The sequence below is a fragment of the Streptomyces sp. R35 genome (genome assembly GCF_041053035.1).
GTDB lineage: Bacteria > Actinomycetota > Actinomycetes > Streptomycetales > Streptomycetaceae > Streptomyces > Streptomyces lutosisoli.
In genome coordinates this window covers 8,935,711-8,959,641 of the sequence record NZ_CP163440.1, presented here as the reverse complement: position 1 = coordinate 8,959,641, position 23,931 = coordinate 8,935,711, and the positions used below count along the sequence as shown (strand labels likewise).

At 71.2% G+C, this 23,931-nt stretch carries 19 protein-coding genes; 9 read left to right on the top strand and 10 right to left on the bottom strand.

The annotated features are described in order from the left end of the window. Window positions 1-2 precede the first annotated feature (2 nt). Both AB5J50_RS40275 and AB5J50_RS40270 read left to right on the top strand, forming a co-directional pair. A complete protein-coding gene (locus AB5J50_RS40275; RefSeq protein WP_369263591.1) occupies window positions 3-950 on the top strand; it encodes a carbohydrate ABC transporter permease in 948 nt (315 codons plus the stop codon). 47 nt (window positions 951-997) lie between these two features. Continuing rightward, entirely contained in the window at window positions 998-2,068 is a 1,071-nt protein-coding gene (locus tag AB5J50_RS40270; protein WP_327433047.1) for a LacI family DNA-binding transcriptional regulator, read from the top strand. Between the two features lie 269 nt (window positions 2,069-2,337). Here the strand turns inward: AB5J50_RS40270 and AB5J50_RS40265 are convergent, their stop codons facing one another. From AB5J50_RS40265 to AB5J50_RS40230, 8 genes are all read right to left on the bottom strand, one after another. Then, on the bottom strand, window positions 2,338-4,422 hold the full coding sequence (locus AB5J50_RS40265) for an SWIM zinc finger family protein (RefSeq protein ID WP_369263590.1): 2,085 nt from the start codon (window positions 4,420-4,422) through the stop codon (window positions 2,338-2,340). A gap of 506 nt (window positions 4,423-4,928) precedes the next feature. After that, window positions 4,929-7,778 carry a DEAD/DEAH box helicase gene (locus AB5J50_RS40260; RefSeq protein ID WP_369265646.1) on the bottom strand — a complete coding sequence of 950 codons (2,850 nt, stop codon included), beginning with the start codon at window positions 7,776-7,778 and terminating at the stop codon, window positions 4,929-4,931. A gap of 101 nt (window positions 7,779-7,879) precedes the next feature. Further along, window positions 7,880-8,461: a sugar kinase gene (locus AB5J50_RS40255; protein ID WP_327433044.1), complete on the bottom strand. Its 582-nt coding sequence runs from the start codon at window positions 8,459-8,461 to the stop codon at window positions 7,880-7,882. Then, window positions 8,458-9,600, bottom strand: coding sequence for an ROK family glucokinase (locus AB5J50_RS40250; RefSeq protein WP_327433043.1), 1,143 nt, complete (start codon window positions 9,598-9,600; stop codon window positions 8,458-8,460). Before AB5J50_RS40250 ends, AB5J50_RS40255 begins: the two co-directional genes overlap by 4 nt. A 144-nt stretch (window positions 9,601-9,744) precedes the next feature. After that, window positions 9,745-10,548, bottom strand: coding sequence for an ATP-binding cassette domain-containing protein (locus AB5J50_RS40245; RefSeq protein WP_327435277.1), 804 nt, complete (start codon window positions 10,546-10,548; stop codon window positions 9,745-9,747). Window positions 10,549-10,562: 14 nt separating this feature from the next. Continuing rightward, the gene (locus AB5J50_RS40240) at window positions 10,563-11,630 is read right to left on the bottom strand and encodes an ABC transporter permease (protein ID WP_369263589.1); all 1,068 of its coding nucleotides are present in this window, start codon (window positions 11,628-11,630) and stop codon (window positions 10,563-10,565) included. After that, entirely contained in the window at window positions 11,627-12,631 is a 1,005-nt protein-coding gene (locus AB5J50_RS40235; protein ID WP_369263588.1) for a sugar ABC transporter substrate-binding protein, read from the bottom strand. The genes AB5J50_RS40240 and AB5J50_RS40235 overlap by 4 nt, the downstream gene beginning before the upstream one ends. A gap of 267 nt (window positions 12,632-12,898) precedes the next feature. Next, a complete protein-coding gene (locus tag AB5J50_RS40230) occupies window positions 12,899-13,636 on the bottom strand; it encodes a GntR family transcriptional regulator (RefSeq protein WP_369265645.1) in 738 nt (245 codons plus the stop codon). A 126-nt stretch (window positions 13,637-13,762) separates the two neighbouring features. Here AB5J50_RS40230 and AB5J50_RS40225 point away from each other — a divergent pair, with 126 nt between their 5' ends. Continuing rightward, the gene (locus AB5J50_RS40225; RefSeq protein ID WP_369263587.1) at window positions 13,763-14,776 is read left to right on the top strand and encodes a Gfo/Idh/MocA family oxidoreductase; all 1,014 of its coding nucleotides are present in this window, start codon (window positions 13,763-13,765) and stop codon (window positions 14,774-14,776) included. A 318-nt stretch (window positions 14,777-15,094) separates the two neighbouring features. On the opposite strand, the gene AB5J50_RS40220 is transcribed toward AB5J50_RS40225, so the two are convergent. Together AB5J50_RS40220 and AB5J50_RS40215 are read right to left on the bottom strand one after the other, a co-directional pair. After that, the gene (locus AB5J50_RS40220; protein ID WP_369263586.1) at window positions 15,095-16,267 is read right to left on the bottom strand and encodes a cytochrome P450; all 1,173 of its coding nucleotides are present in this window, start codon (window positions 16,265-16,267) and stop codon (window positions 15,095-15,097) included. 42 nt (window positions 16,268-16,309) lie between these two features. Further along, on the bottom strand, window positions 16,310-16,981 hold the full coding sequence (locus AB5J50_RS40215; protein WP_369263585.1) for a response regulator: 672 nt from the start codon (window positions 16,979-16,981) through the stop codon (window positions 16,310-16,312). A 275-nt stretch (window positions 16,982-17,256) separates the two neighbouring features. On the opposite strand from AB5J50_RS40215, the gene AB5J50_RS40210 reads away from it, so the two are divergent. The 6 genes from AB5J50_RS40210 (at window position 17,257) to AB5J50_RS40185 (ending at window position 23,931) form a co-directional block, all read left to right on the top strand. Next, on the top strand, window positions 17,257-18,162 hold the full coding sequence (locus AB5J50_RS40210; protein WP_327433036.1) for an arylamine N-acetyltransferase: 906 nt from the start codon (window positions 17,257-17,259) through the stop codon (window positions 18,160-18,162). A gap of 49 nt (window positions 18,163-18,211) precedes the next feature. Then, the gene (locus AB5J50_RS40205) at window positions 18,212-19,774 is read left to right on the top strand and encodes a class I adenylate-forming enzyme family protein (protein WP_369263584.1); all 1,563 of its coding nucleotides are present in this window, start codon (window positions 18,212-18,214) and stop codon (window positions 19,772-19,774) included. Beyond that, entirely contained in the window at window positions 19,771-21,333 is a 1,563-nt protein-coding gene (locus AB5J50_RS40200) for an FAD-dependent monooxygenase (protein ID WP_369263583.1), read from the top strand. The genes AB5J50_RS40205 and AB5J50_RS40200 overlap by 4 nt, the downstream gene beginning before the upstream one ends. Window positions 21,334-21,353: 20 nt before the next feature. Continuing rightward, complete coding sequence (locus AB5J50_RS40195; RefSeq protein ID WP_330308343.1) at window positions 21,354-21,929, top strand: flavodoxin family protein; 576 nt, start codon at window positions 21,354-21,356, stop codon at window positions 21,927-21,929. Further along, complete coding sequence (locus tag AB5J50_RS40190) at window positions 21,926-22,570, top strand: response regulator transcription factor (protein ID WP_369263582.1); 645 nt, start codon at window positions 21,926-21,928, stop codon at window positions 22,568-22,570. Before AB5J50_RS40195 ends, AB5J50_RS40190 begins: the two co-directional genes overlap by 4 nt. Before the next feature lie 323 nt (window positions 22,571-22,893). Then, window positions 22,894-23,931: a ketoacyl-ACP synthase III gene (locus AB5J50_RS40185; protein WP_330308341.1), complete on the top strand. Its 1,038-nt coding sequence runs from the start codon at window positions 22,894-22,896 to the stop codon at window positions 23,929-23,931.

Here is a 23,931-nt window from a genome sequence, read left to right as displayed (position 1 = left end):
CCATGAAGACTTCGTCCCACCCCACGCACACGGCCACGAGCCTTCCACGCCCCGCCGCGCATCAAGAGCATGATCAGGTCCCGGAGCCCGCCACGCGCCCGACTCGGCGGCGCATCAAGAGCGTTGGCGCTCACGCGGCCACCGGAGCCACCCACGCCCTGCTCGTCTTCTGGGCCCTGCTGGCCACCGTGCCCCTGCTCTGGGCCCTGATCAGCGCGTTCAAGGACAACCGGGAGCTGTTCGGCAACCCCTGGCAACTGCCCAGCACTTGGCACGCCGACAACTTCGCCCGCGCCTGGTCCAGGGCGAGTATCGGCGACTACTTCGTCAACACCCTGATCGTCGTGTTCGGTTCGCTGGTCCTCACGATGATCCTGGGCTCCATGGTCGCCTACGTGCTGGCCCGGTTCACCTTCCCCGGATGCCGGCTCATCTACTACGCGTTCGTCGCCGGAATGGCGTTTCCCGTCGTGCTGGCCCTGGTCCCGCTCTTCTTCGTCGTCAAGAACCTCGGCCTGCTCGGCAGCTACCACGGCATGATCCTCGTCTACACGGCGTACGCGCTGCCGTTCACCGTCTTCTTCCTGACCAGCTTCTTCCGCACGCTGCCCACGGCGGTGGCCGAGGCCGCCCTCATCGACGGCGCCTCGCAGGAGGCCATCTTCTTCCGGATCATGCTGCCCATGGCCAAGCCGGGCCTGCTGTCGGTCGGCATCTTCAACTTCCTCGGCATGTGGAACCAGTACCTGCTGCCGGTCGCGCTCAACTCCGACCGCGACAAGTACGTGCTGTCGCAGGGCCTGGCGAACCTGGCCAGCCAGCAGGGCTACGAGGCGGACTGGAGTGCCCTGTTCGCCGGACTCGTCATCGCGGCGGTCCCCGTGATCGGCCTCTATCTCGTACTCCAGCGGCGCATCCAGGCCGGTCTGACCGTGGGGATGCTCAAGTGAGCCCGTCGTCCCCGGAGGAAACAGACAGGCAACCGTATACTTCACGCATGCACGACCCCCAGGACGGGCCTCCGAGAGCCGCAACCATCCGCGACGTCGCAGCAAGAGCAGGAGTCTCCCCCGCGACCGTCTCCCGGGTGCTGACCGGCAGCCGCCCGGTGTCCTCCGCGGCGCAGGCACGCATCCAGCGGGCCATCAAAGAGCTGGACTACGTGGTCAACGCCCAGGCGCGCGCCCTGTCGGCCCCGCACTCGCGCACCGTGGCGATCCTGCTTCCGGCGCTGTCCTGGCAGTTCCACAACCGGGTGGCCAGCGGTATCGAACAACAGGCCATCAACGAGGACCGGCTCTGCGTCGTCTGTTCCACCAGAAGCAACCCGGACCGGGAGATCGCCCTGCTGGAGACACTGCGCCAGCACAACACCGAGGCGGTCGTGCTCATCGGCGGGACGGTCGTGACCCCCCACTACGCCGAGCGCATCGCCCGCTTCGCCCGGGTCCTCGACGCCAGCGGCTCCAGGCTGGTGCTCTGCGGTCGCCCCGCCCCGGAGCCCGACCTGCCGATCACCGTCGTGAACTACGACCATGAGGGCGGCGCCCACGCGGCCGTCAGCCACCTGCTGTCCCTGGGCCACCGGAGCATCGCCCTCCTCGGCGGCACGCCCCACCACACCACGACAGACCTGCGCATCGCCGGCTACCGCCGCGCGCACGAGGACCACGGCATCACTCCCGACCCAGGACTCCTCCACCTCGGAGGAACCGACCGGACCTTCGGCTACACGACCGTGCGCTCCCATCTGGCCGCCGGGCGCCTGCCGTACACCGCGGCCTTCTGCTTCGACGACTACCTCGCGGCCGGCGCCATGGCCGCCGCCCGTGAGGGAGGTCTGTCCCTCCCGGACGACCTGTCGCTCATCGGCTACAACGACGAGCCGATCTGCGCCGACCTGTACCCGCCGCTGAACTCCGTGCACGTTCCCTTCGACGAACTGGGCCGCACCGCGGTGCGCATGGCTCTGCACCGCGACGATCCGATGTACAGCGACCAGGACGTCATGTTGGGCACACACCTTGTCATGCGCCAGAGCGTGCGCTCGGCCCGCGCGAGACCGTAGGCAGGCATGTGGGCCCCGGCATGTGGGCCCCTCGGCCGGCCAGGACGCCGAGTTGCTCCTGATCGCTTCCTGATCACTCCTGGCCGCGGTGCCGGACCGCCGCGTCGAAACGGCAGCGCTGGGTGTTGAGGACGGTCGTCTCCGGCAGGGTGCGGCCCGTCGTTCCGGTGGCGCGGGCCGACCGGGTGTACGGCCCTGGAGTTGCCGGCCCGCCGGTCGGTGCACCGGGGGACCCGGCGCGGACGGCTCGGACGGCTCGCTTCGGCTTGTCAGAGCTCGCCGGGGGCGCCGAGGCCGGTGAGGGCGCCGACCGGGTCGAGGTCGGGGGTGCCTCGGGGCCACCAGTCGTCGTGGCCCGGTTCGGACTCGTAGGCGTACCAGAGGCCGTTGTGGCCGAGGCGGAGTTGGGCGTGGCCACGGGGGTGGGTGAGCTGGTTGCGCCAGGGGCGGAAGGCGGGGAGGTCGGCGGCGAGGAGGAGCGGGCGAGCCCGGTCGAAACGGCCCGCCGGTGGATCCCAGGGCTCTTCGAGGACGCTGAGCGCTTCGAATCCGCCCTGCCGCCACGCGGCGACCGCCCGCGCCAGGTCGGCCGGGGTACGCCCGGTCGCCGAGGCGAGCGAGGAGTACAGCGCGCGAGTGGCGGCGGTGAGGCCGGAACCTGGGCGGGCGGCGGCCAGGCGCACCGCGTCCTGCCAGAGCGTCAGCTCGGCGACCGGATCGCGGCCGGTGGTGAGCAGCGCGTGCGCGCGGACAGCCGCGTCCGTGGCCAACTGGTCGAGCGCGAACGGGTCCGGGCCGCCCGGCGCGCCCGGGTAGGTCGGCGGTTGTTCGGGATGGGCGGGCGGCGGCAACGGCGCCGGGAGGGGTGGCAGCGTACGCCGGGCGACGGCATCGCGGGCCCGAACGCCGGGGAGGGGCGCCGGTTCCTGGTCCTGGGCGGCGCGGGCCGCTCGGGCGGCGTTGCGGCGGGACAGCGCGTCCAGCAGCTCGCGTTCACCGCGGCCGCGCAACAGGAGCAGCACGAAGGGGTCTTCGTCCAGCAGACGTGCCATCTGGTAGCAAAGGGCGGCCGCGTGCTTGCAGGGGTGGCCGAAGTCGGGGCAGCTGCAGTGCGGTTCGAGCTCGCCGGGGCCGGGGAGCAGCGCGACCCCGCACTCCGCGAGCGACTTGGGCATCTCCTTGTCGAGCAGCGCGGCGATGTGCCCCGGCCGCTCGGCGGCCGCGTCCAGGAAACGGTCCCAGTCGCCGTCGGACAACGTCCGCACGCTGACCTGCACGCGATACGGCCGCGGCCGGCTCCCGTGCACATACGCGAGCACCAGCCCCGGGGTGACCGTGATGGCGTCGACGTACCCGTGCCCGGCGTACGCCCGCCCGCGCGCCAACCGCGCCGCGTCCAACGCCCCCTCCTCCAAGGCCGTCACCCACGCGTTCCCCCACCACGTCTCCGCGAAGGCGTCGGCGTCCGACACCCGCGCGGGGAAGGCGGGGAACGTACGGCGCAACTCCCCGTCGCGGCCGGGGGATGCCATGGACCGAGGGAGGCGGCCGGCTGGGGGGACGCTCCGGGGCTCTGCTCCGGGCCTCTCCAGAGGTGTACCGAGACGTGCCCGGTGCGTGCCAGGGGGCACCGGGGGTTGGCCGGGGTGCGCCTCACGCGCGGGCCCGGATGGCGCGGGCGCAGGACGGAGAAACGCGTCGCCTTCCTCACCGGGCTGCGCGGACGGCAGGTCCGCAGTCACCTCGCGCACGGCACCGGGCAGGGAGGGGTTCGGATCCGAGGTCACCTCGCGCGAGTCCTGGGGCCCCGTGGGATGCGAACCCGGGGCCACCTCACCCGCGCCCCCGAGCCGCAGAGAGTGCGAGTCCGAGGTCGCCTCACCCGCGCCCCCGAGCCCCAGAGAGTGCGAATCCGAGGTCGCCTCACCCGCGCCCCCACGCCTCACAGAGCGCGAGTCCGAGATCGCCTCTCCGGGCTCGCTTGCGAGCTCTGCCCGGTGCCCGCTCACCGCGTCGTCGGCGCGCGCCGAGGGTCCGGCGGCAGCCGCGCCGCCCGATTCTGTGTCGCCGGGCAACTGAAAGGCACCGGCGAGCAGATCCCGCAGGTCCCGGGCCCGGGTTCCCCGCTCCTCGCCCCGAGGGTTCCGCCGAGTCCGGGAAGCGGTCGGCGCCGGCTCGGCCGGCCTGCGCCTGGCCTCGACTCCCTTGGTTCCGGCGCCCGTTGCCCCTTCGGTTGCGGCGTCCGCCCCTTCCGTCCGCGCCCGCCTCGCCTCATCCCGCGCGGCACGCAACGCCTCACGCGCGATGTCACCCGGACGCGCCCCTCCTGAGACTCCCTCAGCGGAACGACCCACCGGAGGGGTCTCCGCCCCGGCAGGGGTTCCCACCGAATCGGCTGCCACAGCCTCGTCGGAAACCGGAGAGGCCTCGACACCCGCACCCACACCGGAATCCGCACCCGCACGCGCACTTACGCCCGCACCGGCACCGGCACCCAACCCTCTCCCCGCCCCGGTCGCCCGCCGCAAGGCCTCGCGCGCCACGTCGCCCGGCCGTGCTCCCGGGGAGAACGCCCTTGGGGACGGCGCACCGGCGGCGCCCCGCGCAGGAGGCGAATCCGGCTGGTCGTCAGCCGAGTCGGCCTCCCGAACCTCGCGCTCCCGCGCCGCCCGCAGAGCCCGCCGGGCCACGTCGGCCGGTCGCGCCCCGGCCTCGGGGCGTGGCCGCTCACTGTCCTCGACCCGCTCGCTGCATTCAACCCGGCCGCCTACCTCAGCCCGACCCCTGTCCTCAGCCCGGCCGCTTACCTCAGCCTGGCCCCTGTCCTCAGCCCGCTCGATGTCCTCACCCTCGGAGCCGTTCACGCCGACCTCCGAAGGGACACCAGGTCCGACAGCTCACGGTCGGTCAGTTCTGTCAGGGACGCCTCGCCGGAGCCGAGGATCGCGTCGGCGAGCGCGCGTTTCGCTTCGAGCATCTCGGCGATGCGGTCCTCGACCGTGCCCTCGGTGATGAGGCGGTGGACCTGGACGGGCTGGGTCTGGCCGATGCGGTAGGCGCGGTCGGTGGCCTGTTCCTCGACGGCTGGGTTCCACCAGCGGTCGAAGTGGACGACATGGCCGGCGCGGGTGAGGTTCAGGCCGGTGCCGGCGGCCTTGAGCGACAGCACCAGGACCGGCGTCGCCCCGCTCTGGAAGCGGTCCACCATGTGTTCGCGGTCGGCGACCGGTGTGCCGCCGTGCAGCAGCTCCACGGGGACGGCGCGGGCGGTGAGGTGGGACGTGATCAGCCGGGCCATCCCCACGTACTGCGTGAAGACCAGTGCCGAACCGTCCTCGGCCAGCAGGGTGTCCAACAGCTCGTCGAGCAGGGCCAGTTTGCCGGAGCGGGCGGTTGGACCGTGGGCGGCGGCTCGGGCGTCCTCCTTCAGATACAGCGCCGGGTGGTTGCAGATCTGCTTGAGGGAGGTGAGGAGCTTCAGGACCAGGCCGCGGCGCGCGATGCCTCCGGCGGTCTCGATCGCCAGCATGGACTCGCGGACCACCGCCTCGTAGAGGGAGGCCTGTTCGCGGGTCAAGGGGACCGGATGGTCCGTCTCCGTCTTGGGCGGGAGCTCGGGGACGATTCCGGGGTCGGACTTCTTGCGGCGGAGCAGGAACGGGCGGATCAGCCGGGCCAGGCGGGCCACCGCCTCCTCGTCCTCGCCGTTCTCCACGGCGCGCGCGTGCCGGGCGCGGAAGGACTTGAGGGGGCCGAGCAGGCCGGGGGTCGTCCAGTCGAGCAGGGCCCAGAGTTCGGAGAGGTTGTTCTCCACGGGGGTGCCGGTGAGCGCCACGCGCGCGGGGGACGGAATCGTCCGCAGGGCCTTGGCTGTCGCCGAGTAGGGGTTCTTGACGTGCTGTGCCTCGTCCGCGACGACCATGCCCCACGTCTGCTGGGCGAGCCTTGCCGCGGCCGACCGCATCGTCCCGTACGTGGTGAGGACGAAGCCGCCGTCGAGGTCTTCCAGCGTGCGGTCGGGGCCGTGGAAGCGGCGGACGGGGACGCCGGGCGCGAAACGGGAGATCTCCCGCTGCCAGTTGCCCAGCAGCGACGCCGGGCAGACGACCAGGGTGGGCTCGCTGCGGGCCCGGCGCAGATGCAGGGCGATGACCGTGATGGTCTTGCCGAGCCCCATGTCGTCGGCGAGGCAGCCGCCGAGGCCGAGGGAGGTCATGAGGTCGAGCCAGGCGAGGCCGCGGAGTTGGTAGTCCCGGAGCTTGGCGTCAAGGCCTGGGGGCGGTTCCACGGGAGCCACGCCCGCCGTCAAGCGGTCGCGCAGCGCGGCCAGCGCGCCGACCGGTACCGCCTCGACCGTCTCGCCGTCGATCTCCGCGGTGCCGGTGAGCGCGACGGACAGCGCGTCGACCGGGTCGAGCAGTCCCAGTTCACGCTTGCGGGCCTTGCGGACGAGCGCGGGGTCGACGAGCACCCATTGGTCGCGCAGCCGGACGACCGGGCGGTGGGCCTCGGCCAGGGTGTCCATCTCGGCCTCGCTGAGCGGGTCACCGCCGAGGGCCAACTGCCAGCGGAACTGGAGCAGTTCCTCGCTCTCGAAGAACCCGGTGCCGTCCGTCGCCGACCCTGGCGCGGGGCGCACCACCGCCGCCGCGCTCAGGTCGTGGGCGAGGTCCCGGGGCCAGTGCACGGCGACCCCTGCCGCGCCGAGCCGGGTCGCCGCGATCCCGAGCAGGTCGGACAGCTCCTCTTCGGAGAGGGCGAGTACGTCCGGCACGTCCTGCTCGGACAGCCGGTCCAGGGGCGGCCAGACGCGGGCCGCGCGGCGGACGGCGAGGGCCGCGTCGACGCGCGCGCGGGGGCCGAAGACAGCGTCGGCCTCCCCCGCCCACAGGGCCGTCGCGTCCACGACGAGGGTGGGGTCGGCGAGGCTGTGCACCTGGACGACGGCCGCGCCCGCGCGCCGCGCTCCCTCGCCGTCGTCGAAGAGCTGGTAGGCGGACAGGTCCAGGCGGAGTGAGATCCGTACGCCCGCGTCCATGCCCGCGGCGACCTCGGCGGCCCAGTCGTGGGCACCGGGCAGCCGCTGCGGCTCGCTCGCCGCGAACGGTTTCCCCGAGGTGTACGGCGCGGCCGGGGTGCGCGGCAGTGTGTCGGCGACCGCGTCCAGGAAGGACCGCATCAGCGCTTCCGGCTCGGGCAGCCGGAGCGGGCCCTTGCCGGGCAGCGGGACGGCGTGTCCCTCGTACGGAAGGGCTGCGGCCACCGCCCTGAGGTGGGCGATGTCGTCCTGGTCCAGCGGGCCCGCGCGCCAGGCGTCGAGCCCGTCGGCCGTCAGTCCCGGCAGCAGCCGTCCGCGCGCGACGAGCCGCAGCGCGTGCAGCGCGGCCGCGCCCCAGCAGGCCGTGGCGGGATGCGCGGCGGGGTCCCGGCGCGCCCCGGCCAGCAGTGGCAGGGCCTCGGCGACCGGCAGGGTGAGCGCGGGGACGGTGCCTCTGCGGACTCCGGGGCCGTGCCGCCGTACGACCGTCAGTTCGGTCCCCTCGCCCGACGGGAGCCGCTCGCCGTCCGGATCCCAGAACGCGATCCGTCCCTCGCGGGGAAGTGGTGCGGGCAGGAAGACGGCGGCGAGGCGCACGGACACCGCCGTGTCGGCCCCCACCGGCCCGCCCTCGGCAACCGCCGCACCCGCCGAATACACGCCGTCCCCCATACGCCCGGTCACCTCCCGCCCCTCAGTCGAATCAGTTGTCTTCGACTCTACGGGCGGGGTCTGACAATCGGCCTCGGCGACCCCGCGGGGCCGGGGCCGGGTCAGGGAATCGTGCGCGAGACCACGTAGACCATGGGGTGCTGGGGCTGGGACCAGTTCACGACGATGTCCTGGGTGGGCGCCGGGTCCTTCTGCTTGTGGACGAGCCCCCACCAGGGGCCGGCGCCGGTGAACTCCCAGCCGACGACCTTCTGGTCGCGGGCGCTGATGGTGATGTCGCCCTTCTCCAGGGCGTCACGGCTGGTGCCGACGTTGGCGAGGAACTTGTCCAGGCCTTCGTTGGTGATGCCGAACTGCACGTACAGGCGGCTGGTCTTCCAGTTGTTCGTCTCGTAGTAGGCGACGTCCGTGGACTTCCCCGGAATGGGCACCTGGTAGAGGCGGCGCTGGACGCGCGACGGCCAGCCCTCGGTGAGGCCGGTCGCCGAGTACTTCTCTTCCTTCTGCTTGCCGCTGTTGCGGCTCTGGTTGGCGGAGATCACCAGATAGCCGGCGGGTACGCCGATGAGCAGCACGATGATCAGCAGCGTGAGGGCACGGCGGCGGAACTTGCGGCGCGGGTCCTCCGGCGGCCGCTGCGGCTCGTCCGGCGGCGACGCCTGGCGTGGCAGCGAGGCCGTCACAGCGACTCCGAGGTGCGGCGCGACTCCACGTACCGCTCGTAGCGCTCGTATCGCTCCACCCGGCGGCGATTGGCGCGGCGGAAGCGGCGGGCGACGAGGCGGGCGAGGTCGGCGGCGCCGACCATGCCGGCCTCGGGGCCGAGCTGGGCGCGGGCGATCCGGGCCTCGGGGCGGTAGCCGCGGCCCGTGAGGTGCCTGCGGAACGCGTCCCGCGCGGGGCCGATCAGCAGGTCGTCGGCGGCGCTGACGCCCCCGCCGATGACGAAGCAGGAGGGGTCCAGGGCGGCGGCCAGGTTCGCGATGCCGACGCCGAGCCACTGGCCGATGTCCTGGAGCAGCTCGATGCACATGGCGTCGCCCTCACGGGCCAGCTCGGTGATCATCGGGCCGGTGATGTCGGCGATGTTGCCCTTGACGTGCTCGATGATCCCGTACGCCACCGGGGAGTCCGCGGCGGCGAGCTCGCGGGCCTCGCGGACCAGCGCGTTGCCGGAGCTGTACTGCTCCCAGCAGCCGCGGTTGCCGCACGGGCAGCGGTGGCCGCCGGGCACGACCTGCATATGGCCGAACTCGCCTGCGACACCGAACTTGCCGCGCTTGACCTGGCCGTCCTCCAGGATCGCGCCGCCGATGCCGGTGCCGAGCGTGATCATGACGAGGTGGTCCTCGCCGCGGCCGGCGCCGAAGCGCCACTCGGCCCAGGCCGCGGCGTTGGCGTCGTTGTCGACCAGGACAGGGACCGCGAGCCGCCCCGCGAGGCGATCGCGCAGGGGCTCGTTGCGCCACGAGAGGTGGGGGGCGAACAGGATGCGGTTGCGCTCCGCGTCGACCCAGCCGGCGGCGCCGATGCCGACCGCGTGCACGTCGTGCCGGTCGGAGAGGTCCAGGACCAGCTCGACGATGGTGTCCTCGACGACCTTGGGGCTCTTGGACTTGTCCGGCGTCTCGGCGCGGACCTTCTCCAGGATGTTGCCGTCGGCGTCCACGACGCCCGCCATCACCTTCGTACCGCCGATGTCGATGCCGACGGTGGGGACGCGGGGCGCCGTCAGGTGGGAACGGCGCTCGCGCGTCCCGACGGTCCGCAGGACGGTGGCCCGCGCGGAGCCGCGGTGTGCGAGGTCGCGGTAGGTGCTCATCGGGCCGATTCTGCCCTACGCTGCCGCGGGGCTGCACTGTGGGAGCCTTGGGCCGACCGTTGGCTGCGGGCCGCGTGTGGCTGGTCGCGCCCCGCGGCGGAGCCGCAAATGTCACAGCCCCGCGCCCCTTATGGGGCGCTCCAGTCACCCCGTGCTTTCCAGTTCATGGCGTAGATCGTCCAGCTCGCTGCCCCCGGCCATCTGGCGCGTGAGCTCCTCCAGTGTGATCTCGTCCCGCGCATAGCTGCCGTACATCGTGCCCCTCTTCAGCAGCACAAAGCGATTGCCCACCAAATACGCGTGATGCGGGTTGTGGGTGATCAACACAACACCCAGGCCTGCGTCCCGTGCGGCGGCCACGTATTTGAGGACCACACCGGACTGCTTCACGCCGAGGGCCGCGGTGGGCTCGTCGAGGACGAGGACCTTGGCTCCGAAGTGGACGGCGCGGGCGATCGCCACGCACTGGCGCTCACCGCCGGAGAGGGTGCCGATGGGCTGGTCGACGTCGCGCAGGTCGATGCCCATGCGCAGCAGCTCCGCATGGGTGGTCCTGCGCATGAGGTCGATGTCCATGCGCTTGAAGGGGGCGACGCCCTTCGTCGGCTCGGAGCCGAGGAAGAAGTTCCGCCAGACCGGCATCAGCGGGACGACGGCGAGGTCCTGGTAGACCGTGGCGATTCCGCGGTCCAGGGCTTCGCGCGGGGAGGACAGCCGGGTCTCCTCGCCCTCGATGCGCAGCGTGCCCGCGTCGTGCTGGTGCCGCCCCGCGATGATCTTGATGAGGGTGGACTTGCCCGCGCCGTTGTCGCCGAGCACGCAGGTGATCTCCCCGGCGTGGACCTCCAGCGAGACGCCTTCGAGGGCGCGGATGTTGCCGTAGTACTTGCTGACGTCGTCGAGCTCGACGAGCGCCGTACGGTCCGTGGCGGCCGAGTCGGTGGTCATGTCCGCGTCCGTGGTCACTTCGTCGCCTCCGCGCGCTTGCGAACCCAGTGGTTGAGCAGGGTCGCCAGGAGCAGCATCACTCCCAGGAAGAACTTGAACCAGTCCGGGTTCCACTCGGCGAACACGATGCCCTTGCTCACCATGCCGAAGATCAGCGCGCCGACCGCCGCGCCGACCGCGGAGCCGTAGCCGCCGGTGATCAGACAGCCGCCGATGACGGCCGCGATGATGTAGATCAGCTCGTTGCCGACGCCCTCGCCGGACTGCACGACGTCGAACGAGAACAGCAGGTGCTGGCCGGAGATCCAGGCGCCGAAGGAGACGCCCATATAGAGGCCGATCTTGGTCTTGTCGACCGGGACGCCGACCGCGCGGGCCGCTTCCTCGCCGCCGCCGACGGCGTAGATCCAGTTGCCGACGCGGGTGCGCAGCAGGATCCAGGTGGCGACGACGACCAGGGCCAGCCACCACAGGATGGTGATCTTGAAGTCGACGCCGCCGATGGTGATCGTCGAGGCGAAGACGTCCTTGGCGGAGGAGAAGCCCTCCATGTCGGAGATCGACTTCGTGGAGACCGTGCCGCTGATCAGCTTGGTGAAGCCGAGGTTCATGCCGGTCAGCATCAGAAACGTACCGAGCGTGATGATGAAGCTCGGGGGGTCGGTGCGGGTCAGCATGACGCCGTTGAAGACGCCGATCGCCAGGGTGACCAGCAGCGAGACGAAGACGCCGACCCAGACGTTCGCGGTCATCTGGTAGCTGAACATCGAGGAGATCAGCGCGGAGCTGGTCACCATGACGCCCGCGGAGAGGTCGAACTCGCCGCCGATCATCAGCAGGGCGACCGGGACGGCCATGATGCCGATGGTCGACGAGGCGTACAGCACGGTGCTCAGGCTCGCGGCCCGTACGAAGCTGTCGGCGAAGAGCGCGAAGAAGACGAAGACGGCGATCGCGCCGACCACGGAGCCCAGCTCCGGGCGGTTCATCAGCTTGCGCAGTCGCGAGGTCTTCAGGAGCCGCTCGTCGGCCTTGGTGTCCGGCGACGACGCGGGGGCGGGTGCGGGTGCCGTGGTGCTCATCGAGTCCCCCGCTTGGCGTAGGCCTCCAGCGCGGCGGCCTGGTCCTTGGTGATGATCTGCGGACCGGTGAGGACCGGCTTGCCGCCGCCGAGGGCATCGGCGTTGTACTTGTACAGCCAGAGCAGGTCCACGGCCTCGTACCCCTGGAGGTACGGCTGCTGGTCGACGGCGAAGCCGAGCGTGCCGCTCTTGAGCTCCGCGGCCACCTTCTCGTTCAGGTCGAAGGTGTCGATCTCGGCCTTGCTGCCCGCGTCCTGCTTGGCCTTGACCGCGGTGTCGGCGAAGGGGGCGCCGAGCGTGACGACCGAGTCGATGGACTTGTCGGCCTGCAGCTTGGCGCCGATGGAGGACTGCACGTCGGGCATGCTGGTGCCCTGGACGTAGAGGTTCTCCACGGTGCCGTGGAAGGTCTTCTTGATGCCCGCGCAGCGCTGCTCGTGGCCGACGTTGCCCTGCTCGTGCAGGACGCACACGGTCTTCTTCCTACCGCGCCTGTTCAGCTCCTCGCCGACGGCCTCACCGGCGATCGTCTCGTCCTGGCCGATGTGCGTGAGCGCGCCGAACGCCTTGGACTCCTCGGAGCCCGAGTTCACCGTGATCACCGGGATGCCGGCCTTCTCGGCGCGCGCGACGGCCGCCTTCATGGCGTCGGGCTTGGCGAGCGTGACGATGATGCCGTCGACCTGCTTGTCGACCGCGGCGTCCACGAGCTGCGCCTGCTGCTGCGCCTCGGCGTTGTGCGAGTACAGGAAGTTGATGTTGTCCTTGACGGCGGCCTGCTTGGCGCCGTTCTGCACGATGTCCCAGAAGGTGTCGCCGTCGCCCGAGTGGGTGATCATCGCGAAGGTCCACCTGGGCGTGTTCACCGCGGCCTTGCCCTGGGCTGCCGCCGCCTTGCGGGCGTCCTCGGCCCGCTTCCCGCCGGTGCTGCTGCATCCCGCGAGGGACACCCCCAGCGCCGCTGCGAGCGCGATGCTTACCCAGGTTCGAGTGCGTGCCACGAGGCCGTGCCCTTCTTGCTTGCTCCTTGGTGCGCCGGGCCCTGCGGGCCGGCCGGAGGGCCGTTCCGTAGGCCCTCGCGGGCCGGTGTCCCACCGGCCCAAACGTCCAAGTATCAATCACGGGGAACATGCACCCCACCAGCGGGTCCCACGCGCGCTGGACATCTCCCCCGGCGGCACGCCCTTCTCGGTGACGACGGCGGGCCTCGGTGGCACGGCGAGGCCCGCGCGGGGCGCGGGTCAGTCAGGCAGGCGTACGAGAACGGGCTACGGACGGACGAGGAGCTGGAACTCGAAGGAGTAGCGCGAGGCCCGGTAGATGTGGGTGCCGAACTCGACGGCCCGGCCCGTGTCGTCGAAGGTCGTGCGCTGCATGGTGAGCAGCGGTGCGCCGGCCGGTTCGCCGAGCCGCTCACCCTCCTCCGCGGTGGCCGCGCGGGCGCCGACGGACTGCCGGGCGCTGTGCAGGGTGATGCCCGCCGCGCGCATCAGCCGGTACAGCCCGGTGGCCTCCATCTGGTCGCTGTCCAGCTCCAGCAGGTCGGGGGGCAGATAGTTGCAGAGGTACGCCATCGGCTCCCCGTGGGAGAGGCGCAGCCGCTCCACACGGTGTACGTCGCTGCCCTCGGCCACGCCCAGCGCGGCCGCGACCTCGGCGGACGCCGGTACGACGGTATTGAGGACCACCTGGGTCGCCGGGCGCTGGCCCGCCGATTCCAGGTCGTCGTAGAGGCTGCTGAGCTCCATCGGGCGCTTGACCTGGCTGTGTACGACCTGGGTGCCCACGCCTCGGCGCCGTACGAGCAGGCCCTTGTCGACGAGGGACTGGATGGCCTGGCGGACCGTGGGCCGGGACAGCCCGAGCCGCCCGGCGAGCTCGATCTCGTTGCCCAGGAGGCTGCCCGGGGTCAGCGTCCCGTGCTCGATCGCGGCCTCCAGCTGTTGGGACAACTGGAAGTAGAGCGGGACCGGACTGCTGCGGTCGACGCTGAGCTGGAGCGACACGGTCGGATCGACATCTGGTTTCGGCACGCGCCGAGCGTAGCTCTGGGAGATGTTGACGGGAAGTTGTGAAGTTCGATTGTCCGGACAAACCATTGACACGGTGCCGGGTTCGCCCACACTGTTCCCATGCGCATCGGACTTATCGGAGCGGGTCGTATCGGTACATTCCACGCGACCACTCTCAGCCGTCACCGCGAGGTCGGCGGCTCCCTCATCGTCACCGACGCGGACACCGCGCGGGCCCATCGGCTGGCGGACCGACTGGGCGCGACGGCGGCGCCCAGCGTGGACGAGATCTTCACCTGGGGTGTCGACGCCGTGGTCATCACCGCGGCGACTTCGGCCCACGCCGAACTGATCGGTCGGGCAGCACGGTCCGGGCTCCCGGTCTTCTGCGAGAAGCCCATCGCGCTCGATCTGACGGGCACGCTGGCCGCACTCGCCGAGGTCGACGCCGCCGGGACGGTACTGCAGCTGGGCTTCCAGCGCCGCTTCGACACGGGCTACACGGCGGCGCGCGAGGCGGTGCGCTCGGGACGGCTCGGGCGGCTGCACACGGTCCGGGCGATGACGTCCGACCAGTCGCCACCCCCGGCCGACTATCTCCCGCTCTCCGGTGGGCTCTACCGGGACTGCCTGATCCACGACTTCGACATGCTGCGCTGGGTCACCGGCCGCGAGGTCACCGAGGTGTACGCGACGGGGTCTGACGCCGGGCCCGCGATGTTCCGCGAGGCGGGTGACATCGACACCGCCGCGGCCGTACTCACGTTCGACGACGGGACGCTGGCCACGGCTACGGCGACTCGGCTGAACGGTGCCGGTTACGACGTCCGGATGGAGCTCGCCGGAGAACTGGACCAGATCGCCGTCGGTCTCGACGACCGGACGCCGATCGCGTCCACCGAACCGGCCGGGCCACCGCCTGCCGACAAGCCGTGGATGGGGTTCCTGGAGCGGTTCGGGCCCGCGTACGAGGCTGAGCTCTCGGCGTTCGTCGAGGTGGTGCGTGGTGAGCGGGGCAATCCGTGCGACGGGCGTGAGGCGCTGGAGGCGTTGCGTATCGCCGAGGCCTGTGTGGTGTCCCGGCGGGAGCGGCGTCCGGTGCGGCTCGCTGAGATCCCGGGCGCGCGGGCCTGAGCCTGCGCTGTCTCGCCCCCGCCGCCCCTACCCGTCCCATCCTTCTGGGGCTCCGCCCCAGACCCCGTTCGGTTGTGTGTCGGCTGCGGGTAGGTGGGGGTTGCTCGCGCCCCGCGGCGGAGCCGCAAATGTCACAGCCCCGCGCCCCTGACGGCGCGGGGCTTCGCCCCGCGATCCCCCCGCCCGCCCTGGTTCGTTCGGCCGCGGGCCGGTGGGGGCTTGTTGCGCAGTTCCCCGCGCCCCTTAAGGGGCGCGGGGAACTGCGCAATCTTTATAGGGGGGACGGGTAGGGGCGGCAGGGGCGAAGGACTCCCGTGGTTACCAGCGGAGTGGGAGGTGGCGCAGGCCGCGCATCAGCATGCCGGACAGCCAGTCCCCGGGCGGCCCGTCGAGGGCGAGATCCGGGCAGCGCTCCAGCAGCGAGCGCAGTGCGACACGGGCTTCGAGGCGGGCCAAGGGGGCGCCCAGGCAGTAGTGGATGCCGTGTCCGAAGGCGAGATGACCCTGTGGGGCGCGGTGGATGTCGAAGCGGTGCGGGTCAGGGCAGTACGCCGCGTCGCGGTTGGCCGCGTCGAGGCCGATCATGACAGGGTCACCCTCCGCGATGGACTTCCCGCCGATCTCCATCGGCTCGGCCGCGTAGCGGTACGTCGCCGTCTCCACGGGTCCCTCGAAGCGCAGCATCTCCTCCACCGCGCCGTCCAGGAGGGTCATGTCGGCGCGCAGCGCGGCGAGTTGGTCCGGGTGGGTGAGCAGGGTGTGCACCCCGGTGGTGATCAGGTTGACCGTCGTCTCGTGGCCCGCGACCAGCAGGATGAACGCCATCGCGCGCAGCTCGTCGCCCGAGAGCCGGTCGCCGTCCTCCGCGCGGGTGCGGATGAGGGCGCTGAGCAGGTCGTCGGCCGGTGCCGTACAACGCTTGTCCTCGATCAACTCGTCCAGATACGCGGCCAGTTGCTCGATGGCGGCGAGTTCACTGTCTCCGCCGGACGGCGCCACGATCTCGCTCGACAGGGCGCGGAAGGCGACCCGGTCGATGTCCGGGATGCCCAGGAGCTCGCAGATGACCGTCATGGGCAGCGGATAGGCGAAGGAGTCCACGAGGTCGGCGCGGCCCTTCGGCAGCATCGCGTCCAGCAGTTCGTCGGTGATCTGCTGGACGCGCGGGCGCAGCGCCTCCACGCGTCGCATGGTGAACGCGCCCGAGACGAGCGAGCGCAGCCGGGTGTGCTCGGGCGGGTCGGTGATCAGCACATACCGGCCCATCAGCTCCTCGTCGAGTGAGTTCAGTCCCATCTTGGTGCTGTCCTTGGACAGCCTCGGGTCGGCGAGCGCGGCCCGCGCCTCCTCGTACCCGACGACGAGCCAGCCCTCGTACGCGCCCGGGGGCGGTGTCCGCACCCAGTGGACGGGGCCTCGCTCACGCAGCGCCGCGTACACCGGATACGGGTCTCTCGTGAACCCCGTCCCGTACTCCCCCAGATCAATCATGGTTCCCCTCCCGTTGCCCCGAACAACGCGTGCGGCCCCCGATCAGTGCCCGTCCTCCTCCAGAAGTCCGGCGTCGTACGTCAACAGGGCGATCTGTACACGGTTGTTGAGGTCGAGCTTGGCGAGGATGCGGGAGACGTGGGTCTTGACGGTGGCGACGCTCATGAACAGCTCGGCGGCGATCTGGGCGTTCGACCTGCCCTGCCCCACTGCGACGGCGACCTCGCGTTCGCGGTCGTTGAGGGCGCCGACGCGGTCGCGGGCGGTGGTACGGCGGGCGTCGGGCGCGCCGCCGGCCGCGTGCTCCATCAACTGGCGGGTGACGGAGGGCGACAGCACGGGATCACCGGCCGCGACCCGTCGTACCGCCGCCACGATCTCCGCGGGCGGGGTGTCCTTCAGCACGAACCCGGCGGCTCCCGCGCGCAGTGCCCGCAGCACCTGGTCGTCGGCGTGGAAGGTGGTCAGCACCACGACCTGGGGCGCCTCCTTGCGGGCGCGCAGCCGCTCCGTGGCCGTGAGTCCGTCGACCGTCGGCATCCGGATGTCCATGAGGACGACGTCCGGCCGGGTGCGGTCGACGAGCGCCTCCACCTCGCTGCCGTCGGCGGCCTCCCCGACGATCTCGATGTCGTCGGCGCCGCCCATCATGAAGGACAGTCCGGCTCTCACCAGGGGATCGTCGTCGACGAGGAGCAGTCGGATCGCAGTCATGGGACCCACCTAACCAGGTCGTCGGCCCCCGTACAGGAAGCCTCCGCTCAGGACGCCCGCCCCCGTACAGGGCGTCCCCGGTCAGCTCGCCGCGGGCCCGCGCGCACCGCCGACCTGACGGACTTCCCGGTCATCTGACGGACTGCGACGGCCGTCCTCCCCACCGGCTTCGGGCCCTCGCACACTCACCAGTGCGTAGTCGGCCGACAACGCGTCCAAAGCTCCCCGGTGGAGCTCGCCGATGCCTTCCCGTGCTTTGAAGAGAGGTTTGCCCGATGGCTCGCAGCGTTCTTCCCTTGCCGCCCGGTTCCGACTCGGAGTGGCAGACGGAACTGCTCGATCTCGACGCCTACTTGGCCCGTATCGGATACGACGGGCCGCGCACCCCCACCCTGGAGACCCTGCGCCGGCTGCACCGCGCGCACGCCGACGCCATCAGCTGGGAGATCGTGGACTCGGCCGTGGGCCGGCGTATCGCACTCGACATCGAGAGCGTGCAGGAGAAGATCGTGGGCCGCGGCCAGGGCGGCTGCTGCCTGGAGAGCAACCTGCTGTTCGCGGCGGCGCTCGACCGGCTCGGCTTCCCGCTGGTGCGCCACCTCGCGCGCGTGCGCCGCGGTACGCAGACCGTCCGTACCCGCTCCCACGCCGTGCTGCTGGTGGAGGTGGAGGGCGAACTCTGGTTCGCCGACCCCGGTTTCGGCGACGAGAGTCCGCTGGAGCCCCTGCCGTTCCGGCACGACGGCACCGTGACCGTCGGCGAGTGGACCTGGCGGCTGCAGCGCGACGAGGACGACTGGGTGCTGCAGAGCCTGCACTCCGACGGCTGGTTCGACGTGTACGCCTGGCAGTTGGAGCCGCACTACTTCCTCGACTTCGACATGGTGAACCACTTCTCGTACGCGGACCCGCGCTCGGTGTTCATGCCGCCGGGCGGACTCAGCCATCTGATCGCGCAGCGCGGCGACGACAAGACCCGGCTCGTCCTGAAGAACCAGGTGCTCACCACGCAGTACCCGGACGGCCGTCTGGAGCACGTCGAGCTGACCGCGGACGAGATCGTCGAGACCCTGCGGGACGCCTTCAAGCTCACCATCCAGCCCGCGGACGCGGAGTTCCTGCGGGAGCGCTTCGCCGCGCACCCCGCCGCCGGGACGTCCGCCCAGAAGTCCGCCAAGTAGTCGCGGGGCGGTCCGCCCGGCAATCGAGGCAATCGAGGAGAGAGACGCAATGCCCCGGATTCCTGTACGGCGCAGTGGGCTGTATCTCGGCGTGGTCGCCGAGCATGCGGCGGCCAAGCACGGCGCCACACCGCTGACGCTCGACCACGACCTGGACGTCCTGCCCGGTACCGGCCGGGAGCTGACCGTCGGTCAACTCGCCGAGCACGTGGATGACATGGCGGCCCGGCTGTGGGCCGCCGGCGTCCGGCCCGGCGCCCATGTCGCCATCCACAAGACGTCCAACTTCGACATCTACATCCTGGCCAGCGGCGCGTCCCGGATCGGTGCCGTGCCCGTGATGCTGTCCCCCGCACTGCCCGGGGACAGTGTCGCCGCGCTCCTCGGCCGTCTGAAGCGGCCGTATCTGGTGACGGACGTCGCGAAGCTCGACGGCTCGCTGGCGGACTTCTCGCTGGCGGAGCTGACCGAGCGGGTCGTGCTGGCCGCCGGGCACCGCGAGGGGGCGGTCTCGCTGACCGCACTCGCGGGCGCGCCCCGGCAGAAGCCGGTGTTCAACGATCCCGACCGGCCCGCGCTGATGACCCACACGTCCGGTACCACGGGGCTGCCGAAGCTCGTCGTGCACTCGGCGCGCACGCTGCGCGGCCGGTTCCGTCCGCAGAACCGGCTCGCCGCGCTGATCCGCAAGCGGGAGACCGTCGCCGTACACGTGTCGTTCGTGCACTCGCGGATGTTCCTGGCGATGGCGGTGCTGCTGCCGCGGGCCATGCCGGTGGTGATCATGGAGGACGGGGATCCGGAGAAGACCGCCGAGCTGTTCGCGCGGACCCGGCCGGGATTCCTGGAGACCCACCCCAACTCCTTCCTGGAGTGGGAGGAGATCGCCGACGACCCGCGCAGGCCGTTCGCCAACGTCAAGTACTTCAGCAGTACGTTCGACGCGATCCACCCGGGCACGATGGACCGGCTCCTGAAGGCCTCCGAGCGGCGCGCCCCGCTGTTCTTCCAGATCTACGGGCAGAGCGAGTGCGGCCCGCTGGTCGGCCGCGGCTACACGCGCAGGAACGCCCACAAGGCCAACGGCCGCTGCCTGGGCTACGCCATGCCGGGCATCACCAAGTTCCGGCTGGTGGGGCGTGGGGGCAAGCGCCCGTCGAGGGCCAACCCCGGGTACATCGACGTCTACACGCCGGGCCGTGCGGTGACGTACTACGGAGAGAAGGAGCGTTTCGAGAAGCAGGCGATCGGCACCTGGTGGCGCGGGATGGACATCGGCTACCGCAGCAAGTGGGGCTGTCTGCATCTGCTGGACCGCGAGGTCGACCACATACCGGGTGTGCACAGCACCCTGGAGGTGGAGGACGCGGTCCTGGCGAAGCTGCCGGAGCTGACCGAACTGGTCCTCGTACCGGGTCCCGGCCAGGAGCCGGTGCCGGTGGTGAGCACCCGCAAGGACGTGCCGCTGGACCCCGAGCGCTGGCGCGCGGCCGCCGCGGACTACCCGCAGCTCGCCGCCCCGGTGCAGCTGCCGCTGAGCGAACTGCCGCGTACGGCCACGATGAAGGTGCAGCGGATCGAGCTCGCGCGCCGGCTCCAGGAGCAGACGTGAGCGCGCGGCCCGTGGTGCGGGCCGACGTCGACGTGCTCGTCGTCGGCGGTGGCCCCACCGGTCTGCTGGCCGCCTGTGAGCTGCTCAGGCGCGGGGTGCGGGTGCGGATCGTCGACCGGGCCGAGGAGCCCATGACCGTCCCGAAGGCGCTGTCGCTGTGGCCGCGCGCCATGGACATTCTCGAAGACCTGGGAGTCGGTGAGGAGTTGAAGGGATCCTCGAACCGGATCAACGCCTTCTCCTACTTCTCCGGCGGCCGCCCGCTGGCCACCTTCGGCTTCGCCGAGGACCTGGCCTCGCGCACCCTCCCGCAGCCCGTGACCGAGGGCCTGCTGACGGCCCGGCTGCACGAGCTGGGCGGCAAAGTCGAGCGCGGCGTACGGCTGTTGTGCCTCGACGGTGTGGACTTCTCCGGGCGGATCGACGCCACGGACGGGGTGACCGCCCTGCTGGAACACCCGGACGGCACCCTGGAGCGCACCCATGTGCCGTGGGTGATCGGCGCGGACGGGGCGGGCAGTTCGGTCCGCGGCCAGCTCGGCATCGGCTTCCACGGCAGTACGTACGAGATGGCGTTCGCGCTGATCGACACGCGGATCGAGGGCGAACTGCCCACGGACCAGGTGCTGTACTACCAGGCGTCGACGGGCACGCTGGTGATCGTGCCGATGCCGGACGGTGTCTTCCGGTTCCTGTCGGTGATGCCGAAGGGCGGCGGCGAGGTCACCGTCGCGATGATGCAGCGGATCCTGGACGAGCGGGGCCCGCGCGGGGTGCGGATCACCGAGCCGGTGTGGCAGACCGTCTTCCGGGTGCACGCCCGGCACGCCACCGACTTCCAGCGCGGCCGGGTCTTCCTGATGGGCGACGCGGCCCACGTCCACAGCCCGGCCGGCGGGCAGGGCATGAACAACGGCCTCCAGGACGCGCACAACCTCGCCTGGAAACTGGCCGCGGTCGTCCACGGCAGCTCCCCGGCCGAACTGCTCCTGAGCTACGGCCCCGAGCGCGCCGAGGCGACCCGTCGCATCGTCCGCGACACGGATCTGCAGACCCGGGCGTGGATGGCCGGGAGCCGGCCGAAGGTGCTGGCCCGGGACGCCGCTTTCCGGCTGCTCGACCGCACCGGGCTGGTGTCCCGGCTGTACGCGCCCGTGATGGCGGGGCGCAGGCTGGCCTACCGGCCCGAGCGGGAGAGCCAGGTGCCCTCCGGCCGGCGCGGCTGCGGTCCACGCGCTCTGAAGCCCGGTTCCGTCTTCCCGCGGCCGCTCGCCGTGTCGTACGGGATCGCGGGCCCCGAAGTGGATCCGAACGCCTGGACGCTGGCGGTCAGCGGACCTGACGTACTCGCGGCGGCGGAGCAATTCGCCGAAGCCCACCCGCGGTTGAGGGTGGTGCGGCTGCGCAAGGAGCGGGCCGCACCGCTCACCGGCTGCCGGCGGGCGGGCTACCACCTGATCCGACCGGACGGACATGTGGCGGCGCACGGCCACGCGCGGGACCTGGACCGGCTGCGTGCCGAACTCGCCGTCGCGTTCACGCCCGTCGACCCGGACTGACCTCTCATTGGAGTACGCACATGGGTACCACGGTCGCCATCGCCTACCACTCCGGATTCGGGCACACCACGGTCCTCGCCGAGGCGGTGCGCGACGGGGTGGCCGACGCGGGTGCCGACGCCGTGCTGATCGCGGTGGACGGCATCACCGAGGAGGAGTGGGCCGCGCTCGACGCCGCGGACGCGATCGTCTTCGGCTCCCCCACCTACATGGGGTCCGCGTCCGCCGCCTTCCACGTCTTCGCCGAGTCGACGTCGAAGCGGTGGGCGGCGCGGGCCTGGAAGGACAAAGTGGCCTCGGGCTTCACCGTGGCGGGCGCGATGAACGGGGACAAGCTGCACACGCTGCAGTACTTCGCCATCCTCGCCTCGCAGCACGGCATGCACTGGGTCAACCTGGACCTGACGCCGGGCTGGTGCTCCTCGACCGGTTCCGAGCACGATCTGAACCGGCTCGGCATCACGCTCGGCGCCGGTGCCCAGGCCAACACCGACCAGGGCCCGGAGGCCGTCACCAAGGCCGACGCCGAGACCGCCCGGCATCTCGGCCGGCGGGTCGCCACGGTGGCCAAGGCCTTCGCGGGGGTGGCACGTTGAGCGCCCCCGGGATCACCGCGCTCGTCGTCCTCGACAACGAACTGCTCAGCCACGGAGTCCGCTCCATGCTGAAGAGCATCCCCACCATGGGATCGGTGTGGGCCTGCGGCAAGGCGGCGGAGGCGCTCGCGCTGCTGCCCGCGCAGCGGCCCGACATCGTGCTCTGCCTGGGCTCCGGCCCCGACACCCCCGCCCTCGTACGGGGAGCCGTCCAGCACGGCGCCAAGGCTCTGCTGCTGCTCGAAGGCCCGGACCCGGACGCCGTCGACGAAGCCACCCTGCTCGCCGCCCACGGGTTTCTGATGCAGGCGGAGGTGACCGTCGAGAAGCTCCGTGAAGCGCTGGACCGGGTGCACTCCGGGGATATTCCGCTCCCGCCCGGAATGGCCCGCACACTCATGTCGCGACAGACGCGGCGACCCGCCCGCAGAATTTCCCTCACCCCCCGGGAAGGAGAGGTGCTTCATCTGCTCGCCGAGGGCCTGAGCAATAAACAGATAGCCCGGCGACTCGGAATTTCCGAGCACGGAATAAAACGTCACGTCACCAATCTCCTGGCCAAGCTCAATTCCCCCAACCGGACTCTGGCGGTCGCCCTTGCCCTCCAAGAAGGGCTGATCAGGGCCGCACAGCCAGCATAATCCGCACATCTCCCGAATGGCGTGCCGCACTCGCGGCACGCCATTTTTTGATTTTCTCGGCAGGGTGCACCTACCCATTCGACACCCTACCCATTCGGGTACCCCGACCGAGCAGTCCACAAGTGCATTACCGCCTACTCCCAAATGCGCGATTCTATTTGTGCGGCAAGGAAATCCGGACCGATTCCCAAAAGGACGGGCCGGAAGGCCGAAAGCCCAGAAGGCCCCGGCTGTTCCGCAGGGCAGGGGAGGCGGCTCCACGCGAGCCGCCCCCGGCCCCCACCGTCCCGCCCAGGAAACCCAAACCACAGGAGTCGCGTCCGATGGAACTCACCAAGAAGACCTCGCACGGTGTCGGCATCAAGGCCGTAGGCGGCCGTATCCCGGACCGGGTGGTCACCAACGCCGAACTGGAGGAGCTGCTCGACACCACCGACGAGTGGATCAGCAAGTTCATCGGCATCAAGGAACGACGCTGGTCCGCCCCGGACGAGTGGACCTCCGACCTCGGCGCCGCCGCCCTCCTCGACGCCTGCGAGCGCGCGGGGGTCAGCCCGGACTCGCTCGACCTGGTCATCTGCGGTACCTACACGCCGGACCACATGATCCCGGCCGCGGCCGTGGGCATCATGCGCAAGGCCGGCATCCAGGGGGTGCCCGGCTTCGACGTGAACAGCGGCGGCTGCCCCGGCGGGGTCTTCGCCCTCGACGTGGGCGCCAAGTTCGTGAAGTCCGGTGACTACCGCCGGGTCGCGGTCGTGCTCGCCGACGTCAACACCAAGCTCTTCGACCCCGAGGACCGCACGGTGGGCGTCATCTTCGGTGACGGCGCCGCCTGCTATCTGCTGGAGCCGACCGCTCCCGGCACCGGGGTCGGTTCGGCGCTGCTGGCCAGCGACCCCAGCTCGTACCACACGGCGTATGTGAAGCGCGAGGAGCGGACCTGGCCGGACGGCACCCCCAAGCTGTCGGCGTTCGGCAACAACTACTCGTACATGCACGGCCGTTCGGTCCGCGACTTCGCCCTGGAGCACATCCCGGGCTTCGTCGAGCAGCTGGTCAAGGCGGAGGGAATGACGGTCGAGGACATCGACCTGATCATCTTCCACCAGGCCAACTACCACATGATCGAGGCCCTGATGGAGAAGGTGGGGCTGCCTTGGGAGCGTACGTTCACGACGGTCGAGCGGTACGGCAACACCTCGGGCGCGGGTGTCCCGCTGGCCCTGCGCGACGCGATCGACGCGGGCCGCGTCAAGCCGGGCGACAACGTCGTGCTCGTCTCCTTCGGGGCCGGCATGAGCCACGGCGGTACGGTCATCCGCTGGGCCGCGGAAGACGACTTCCTGCTGGGTTCCTGA